Here is a 7110-nt window from a genome sequence, read left to right as displayed (position 1 = left end):
GAACCGCCGCCACGATGTCGGGCAAAGCCTTGAGCACGTTCTCGATGCCCTTGTTGGGCGAGATAAGACCGAAGGTGAGAAGGACATATTTCCCCTCCACGCCGAATTGGTCCTTGTAGAAGTTGGGGTCGACAAAGGGCATGTCCGGAATGCCATGCGGAATGACGTCGATCTTCTCCGGTGGCACCTGGTAGACTCTCTCCAGGAGCTCTCTCCCTTTTTGGCCCATGACCACCAGCCGGGCGGAAAGCGCAGCCAACTCGCGCATTACCCTGAACTGATCTTCCTCTGGCTCCTGTAACACAGTGTGCAGGGTGGTGACCACGGGCATGTGCAGAGAGCGCAGCAGGGCAAGAATGTGGGCGCCTGCTTCGCCGCCGAAAATGCCGAATTCGTGTTGCAGAGAGACGACGTCGCAGTTGCTGAAATTGAGAAAGTCCGCAGCGCGATGGTAGTCGTCGATGTCCTGCTCCTCTACCTCAAATCGCACCTCGGGCGGGTACTCGTAGCCACTTTCGATGTCGTTGACAGGCACGATCAGCGTCTCGGTCTTTGGGTACTGGGTGGCGATGGCGTGGCAAAGGTCATAGGTAAACGTGGCGATGCCGCACTGCCTGGGCACGTAGGTGCCGAGAAAAGCAATTTTCTGCAGTCCATCTCTCTTGTCCATACGTACCTCCCTTATGGGTGTCACAATAGCCATTTTCACATACTCACCAGGAGGCTTAGAGGTTGCAGCAGAGAGCTAGGTGGTTAACTACCAAAGACCAACGCAGGTAGAACCTTGATCGGCCCAAAATTGCCATTGACTGGAGGCCAACAAGTTCGTATATTGCGGCACAGTGTTGCCCACAGACCAAGAGGAGGAGAAGATGAAGCCTATAGCTCCGCTTGACCTGCGCTTTGAGTACCTTTGCAATCCTATCGGCATCGACGTGCAACGTCCGCGGTTTTCGTGGGTGGTCGAGCCGGTGCGTCGCGGACAACGCCAGCTTGCCTACCAACTCATCGTGAGCAGCGAGGCCGCCCATGTGGAGCGCGGCATAGGGGACGTGTGGGACACAGGACGCGTGGACAGCGCCCAGACATGCCATGTGGTCTATCAGGGCCCGCCGCTCGCCTCGCGCAGACGGTACTTCTGGCGCGTGCGCCATTGGGACGAGCGGGGAAAGGCGAGTCAGTGGAGCGCGCCGGCGTACTTTGAGACGGGTTTGCAGCCCCACGAGTGGCGGGCGAGCTGGATCGGCAAGAAAGCCGGCGAGGAATTCCAAACCAAGCTTCCCCTGCTCTTCGGCAAGGAGCTAAGCGCCGGCGTCCACGCGCGACCGGTCTACCTTCGCAAAGAATTCCGGCTGCCCGCGCAGGTGCGCCAGGCGCGCATCTACGTGTGCGGACTCGGTTACTACGAGCTGCGCCTCAACGGCAAAAAGGTGGGTGACCGGGTGCTTGATCCGCCCCAAACCGACTTTCACAAGATAGCCCTCTATTCCACTTACGATGTGACCGACATGCTCGGCGCTGAGAACGCGCTGGCCGTCATCCTGGGCAACGGGCGACACATCAAGGCCTTTGGGTTTGGCCATCCGCGCCTCATCCTCCAGGCGCACATCTGGCTGGAAGATGGCAGCGAGGTGGTCATTGTCAGCGACCCCTCCTGGAAGGTCGGCTACGGGCCTCTGATGGAGGATGGCATCTACCACGGCGAACGGTACGATGCGCGCTTGGAAATGCCCGGCTGGGACGCCCCCGGCTTTGACGATAGTGCCTGGGAGGCGGCCGTAGCCGTGGACGGCCCACCCTTGGCAGCGCAGATGATGCCGCCCATCCGCGTCACAGGGACGCGTAGCGCTTGCGCCTTGTGGAGTCCGGCGGCCGGCGTCTATGTGTACGATTTTGGGCAAAACTTTACCGGGTGGGCGCGCTTGCGCGTGCGCGGCCCGCGGGGCACCGAGGTGCGCATGCGCTACGCAGAGTTGGTGACCCAGGAGGGACAGATCAACACTGCCCCGAACCAGAACGCCGAAGCCACCGATGTGTACGTGCTCAGCGGCAATGGCGTGGAGTACTATGAGCCTCGCTTCACCTACCATGGCTTTCGGTATGTCGAACTGACCGGTTTCCCGGGTGTGCCGACGCTGGAGGATGTGGAAGCACGGGTGGTCCACTCTGACGTGGCGCCCACCGGCGAGTTCCATTGTTCCAACGAACTGCTCAACCAGATCCACCGCAATGTCCTGTGGGGGCAGCGCTCCAACCTGATGAGCATCCCGACGGACTGTCCGCAGCGTGATGAGCGGCACGGCTGGATGGGCGATGCGCACCTCTCCGCCGAAGAAGCTATTCTGAATTTCGACATGGCTGCCTTCTACACCAACTTCCTGCGCAACATCCAGTTGGCGCAGCAAGAAGACGGCGGCGTGCCGGACATTGTGCCGCCGTACCTGCCGCTCGCCTACCCTGCAGACCCGGCGTGGGGCTCGGCGTACAATATCATCGCATGGTACCTGTTCCATTACTACGGCGACCAACGGGTTCTGGAGACTCACTACGAGGCGCTGAAAAGGTACGTGGAGTTCCTTCGCGGCAATGCCGACGGGCACATCATCCGCTCCATGGGCAAGTACGGCGACTGGTGCCCGCCGGGGAGCATCTTCCCCAAAAAGACCGGCCTTGATCTCACTTCTACCTGGTACTACTACTACGACGTCGTCTTGTTGGCAAGAATGGCCGAAGTTTTGGGGAAAGCAGAAGAGGCGGCGCAGTACAATGGGCTTGCCCAGAAGGTGCGAGAGGCGTTCAACAGCGAGTTCTTGGAGGAAGACCAGTACCGGGCCAAGAGGCTCAGCCCTATCGACAAGCTGCCCAATCAGACGTCCAATGTTTTGCCCTTGTTTCTCGACATGGTGCCAGCAGAAAAGAAGGCCGCGGTCATAGAAAAGCTGGTGCACAGCATCGTCACCGAGCACGACAGTCACCTGGATACCGGAATCCTGGGCACCTGCTACGTGCTCGACGTGCTCACCGACAACGGCCATGCGGAGCTCGCCTACACCCTCGCTTCCCAGGACAGCTACCCAAGCTGGGGCTACATGGTGCGCGAGGGAGCAACGACCTTGTGGGAGCGATGGGAGAAGCTCACCAACCGCGGGATGAATTCGCAAAACCACATCATGTTCGGCAGTGTGGACGCCTGGTTCTATCGGGCAATCGCCGGCATACGCTGTGCCGCCCCCGGGTGGAAGAAGGTCGTGGTCAAGCCACACCTCTTCAGCGGCCTTTCTTTCGCCGCGGGCCGGGTACGGACCGTCCTTGGCACAGTTGAGGTTGCCTGGGAGCGTCGCGATCAGGGCGTGACCGTGAGCGTGCGCATCCCGGTTGGAGCCGAGGCCGAGGTTCATCTCCCCCTCCTGAGCCAGCATCCCTCCGTCCTCGAAGGCGGGAAGGCCGTGCTGCGGAAAGGCAAACTCTCTCCTCGTCTGCCAGAGGGTGTGGCGATGGCGCGGATAGAGCAGGACCGACTGGTGCTGCAGGTGGGTAGCGGCTCCTACCGCTTCGATTGCGAATAGTCTGCTCACTGCTAACTCGGACAGAGGTGAACTGAAAGGAAGGAGCTCACTGCGATGCGCATCTTTGTACCGGGACGCATTTGCCTGTTCGGCGAACACAGCGATTGGGCAGGAGGCTATCGCCGCATCAACGCGGCCATAGAAAAAGGGTACACCCTGATTACCGGCACCAATCAGGGGATCTATGCGGACGTGGAGCCCCATCCCACCAAGCTCATCGTCCGCGCCACCTTGGAGGACGGCACGCGCAAGGGTCCCTTCGAAGTGCCGATGGAGAAGGAGGCGCTCCTGGAAGAGGCAGAGAAAGGGGGCTTTTTCAGCTATGCCGCCGGCGTGGCTTACCAGGTGCTTACGCATTACCGCGTGCGCGGATTGGTCATCGACAACTACATGACCGACCTGCCCATCAAGAAGGGGCTGTCCTCGAGTGCTGCCATCTGCGTGCTGGTGGCGCGCGCGTTCAACCGCCTCTACGATCTCAAGATGACCATCCGCGGCGAGATGGAGTTCGCCTATCTGGGCGAGATCACCACCCCCTCCCGGTGTGGCCGCATGGACCAGGGATGCGCCTTCGGCAGCAGGCCCATCCTGATGACGTTCGACGGGGAGCGCATCGACGTCACGGAGGTGAAGGTCAAACGGGACCTCTACTATGTCATCGTCGACCTGTGCGCCGGCAAGGACACGAAGGAGATCCTGGCCAAGTTGAACCAGTGCTATCCCTTTGCCGATACCGAGCTGCAGAAGGGTGTACAAGAGTATTTGGGGCCCATTAACAAACGCATCGTCCACGAGGCGGTGGCGGCGCTGGAACAAGGCGACGCGGAGGCTTTGGGGCGACTGATGCGGCAGGCGCAGGAGGAGTTCGACCGGCACCTGCAGCCTGCCTGTCCCTCGCAGCTCACCGCCCCGGTGCTGCACAAGGTGCTCAGCTATCCGGCCATCCAGCCGTACATTCTTGGCGGAAAAGGGGTGGGTTCACAGGGAGATGGGACGGCGCAACTGTTGGCGCGGGATGAGGAGAGTCAGGGCAAGGTCATCGAGATCCTGGAGCGGGAGCTGCACATGCCGTGTCTGAAGCTGGTGCTCCGCACCGGGCGGAAGGTGCGCAAGGCGGTGATCCCGGCGGCCGGCTTTGGCACGCGACTCTTCCCTGCCTCCAAGGCCATGAAGAAGGAGCTCTTCCCCATTGTCGATGCCCAAGGAAGGGCCAAGCCCATCATCATGGTCATCGTCGAGGAAGCGGTCAATGCTGGGATCGAGGAAGTGTGCCTGGTGGTACAAGAGGGCGACCTCCCCCTGTTTGAGGAGTTTTTTCACTCACCGCCGCGCATCGAGCACTTCAACAAGCTGTCGCGCGACGACCAGCGGTACAGTGACTACATCCTGGAACTTGGCCACCGCGTGACCTTCGTTACGCAACACTCGCAGGAAGGATTTGGCCATGCGGTGTACTGCGCACGAGAATGGGTCAAAGGTGAGCCCTTCTTGCTGCTTCTGGGCGACCACATCTATGCCTCCGACACGGGTACCTCGTGCGCGCGCCAGCTTCTGGATGTCTACGAGCGGGTGGGCGGCAACGTCGTGGGCCTGAAGGTCACCCCCGCGGAGGAGCTGCACAAGTTCGGCTGCGTGACCGGGACCTGGCAGGAGCGTGATTCCCTCCTTGCCGTGACTGAGTTTGCAGAAAAGCCGGAGATCGCCTATGCCCGCGAACACCTTCACGTAGATGGCATGGACGAGAATCTGTTCCTGACCGTGTTCGGCCAGTACGTACTGTCGCCGAAGATATTCGACTACCTGCAGGAGAACCTCAAGCACAATATTCGCGAGCGCGGAGAGTTCCAACTTACCTCTTGTCTGGATGCGCTGCGGCGCGAGGAAGGTTTCACTGGCTATCTGGTGAAGGGGCGGCGCTTTGACATCGGCAACCCGGAGGCCTACCGTCAGGCCGTCATCGACTTTCGCACGGCGTAGAGGAAAATCACGCTTGACTTTGTCGGTGTGGAGTTGTATTTTTGGAGCGCCAATTCGAACTGAACACGGGGCCGAGTCGCAAGACTCTCGGCCCCTTTGTCTGAGTGACCCAGACAGGTGAACTGTGAGGACGTTAGGCTCGACACAAGCCCCTGCGTACCTAAGTCGCCTCGGCGAAGAATTCTTGGTCAATGAGAATCCAGCCTACGATTTTCCCGAATACGAGGTTGTGCCACTTGCGCCCAGGATTACCAGCCCGCGGCAGGAGCTGGTGGCGATCGTGCAGGATATGGATGGCACGACCACCACGACGGAGAACCTCTGCCTCCACTCGTTAGAGACGATGGTGCGGCGCATCACCGCCCGGCTGAGCAAGGAGGAGTGGCCTGGTCTGGACAAGGCGAAGGACTACCCGCACATCATCGGCAATAGCACCACCCAGCACGTGGAGTATCTGGTCAAGTCCTACGGCGAGGCGATCGACATGGAGGCCTTCCGCCGCGCCTACCTGCAGGCCGCCCTGTGGACGCTGGCGGCGCGACCGGACGAGGGTCGTACTGCCGAGGTCCTCAACAACCTGCGTCACTTTGGCTGTGAGCCGCTCCTCGCTGAAGAAGACGTGCAGGCATGGCTCTCATGCGGCTGGCAAGGCACCCAGGAGGATTTGCCCCAGCCCGTGCAGACGGCGATTGCTCAAGCGGCAAGTAGAGTGGTATTCGAGAGCTTCACCGACCAGGTGCGCGCGGCCATCGACATCTATTACCAGCGCTATCACGAGATCCTCATCAGGGTGCACCAAGGGGAGGCCGACCAGCTCCGCTATTTGCTGCCCGATCCGACGCGCCTGCTCATCGAGCCCATGCCTGGAGTAGGCGTGTTCTTGGCGGCGGTGAAAGGGTGGTTGGGCCAGGACCTGGCCCTCCTCGCGGATGAGTTGGTGCAGCACCTTGGCCAGGCGCAGGCGACGGCTGACCAGCGAAACTCGCTGGCCGCCTTGGGGCGCCTGTTGGAACGCAGACCGCTCAAGGTGGCCGTGGTCACCTCTTCCATCGCCTATGAGGCGGAGATCGTCCTTAGCGAGGTGTTTCGCGTCATCCGCGAGCAGGTGCAGCGCTGGCCACTTTCCGAGGAGCGGCGTGACCAGTTGCTGGATCGTTTCTCTTCGTACCACCGGGTCTTCGACGCGGTCGTTACCGCCTCTGACTCCAGTGAGATCCGCTTGAAGCCCCATCGCGATCTCTACAGCTTGGCGCTCCATCAGCTGGGTGTGGCCAAGAAGGACTTTGACAAGGTGCTCGGCTTCGAGGACAGCGAATCGGGAGTCGCCGCCATCCGGGCGGCCGGCGTCGGGCTGTGTGTGGCCGTACCGTTTGCGGACACGCTCGGCCATCGTTTGGACCACGCCGCCTACATTTTGCGCGGGGGGCTCCCGGAAGCGATGCTCCGGCACCAGCTTTTCCTTGACCCGCGGCTCCTGGCCGAGTGAAAGGCGGGGAAAGGGGTGGGGCAGGTGGAATTTGTGATACCAGGGCACCGAAGACAGGCCCGCATGACATAACAGGGAGGA

Annotated in this window: 4 protein-coding genes; 3 read left to right on the top strand and 1 reads right to left on the bottom strand. The window is 61.0% G+C overall.

What is annotated here, in order from left to right; all coding sequences use genetic code 11:
* A partial coding sequence (locus tag H5U38_13425) for a glycosyltransferase (GenBank protein MBC7188029.1) occupies nucleotides 1-670 on the bottom strand: 670 nt, incomplete at its 3' end.
* Between the two features lie 202 nt (nucleotides 671-872).
* Here H5U38_13425 and H5U38_13420 point away from each other — a divergent pair.
* The 3 genes from H5U38_13420 (at nucleotide 873) to H5U38_13410 (ending at nucleotide 7029) form a co-directional block, all read left to right on the top strand.
* Nucleotides 873-3566: a family 78 glycoside hydrolase catalytic domain gene (locus tag H5U38_13420; GenBank protein ID MBC7188028.1), complete on the top strand. Its 2694-nt coding sequence runs from the start codon at nucleotides 873-875 to the stop codon at nucleotides 3564-3566.
* Nucleotides 3567-3620: 54 nt separating this feature from the next.
* Nucleotides 3621-5543 (top strand): NTP transferase domain-containing protein, encoded by a 1923-nt coding sequence (locus H5U38_13415; GenBank protein ID MBC7188027.1) that lies wholly within the window; start codon nucleotides 3621-3623, stop codon nucleotides 5541-5543.
* Between the two features lie 124 nt (nucleotides 5544-5667).
* Nucleotides 5668-7029: a hypothetical protein gene (locus H5U38_13410; GenBank protein MBC7188026.1), complete on the top strand. Its 1362-nt coding sequence runs from the start codon at nucleotides 5668-5670 to the stop codon at nucleotides 7027-7029.
* Nucleotides 7030-7110: the final 81 nt, after the last annotated feature.

The sequence above is a fragment of the Calditrichota bacterium genome, from assembly GCA_014359355.1.
Classification (GTDB): Bacteria; Zhuqueibacterota; Zhuqueibacteria; order JANLFK01; family Oleimicrobiaceae; genus Oleimicrobium.
This window is presented reverse-complemented; position numbering and strand designations above follow the sequence as displayed.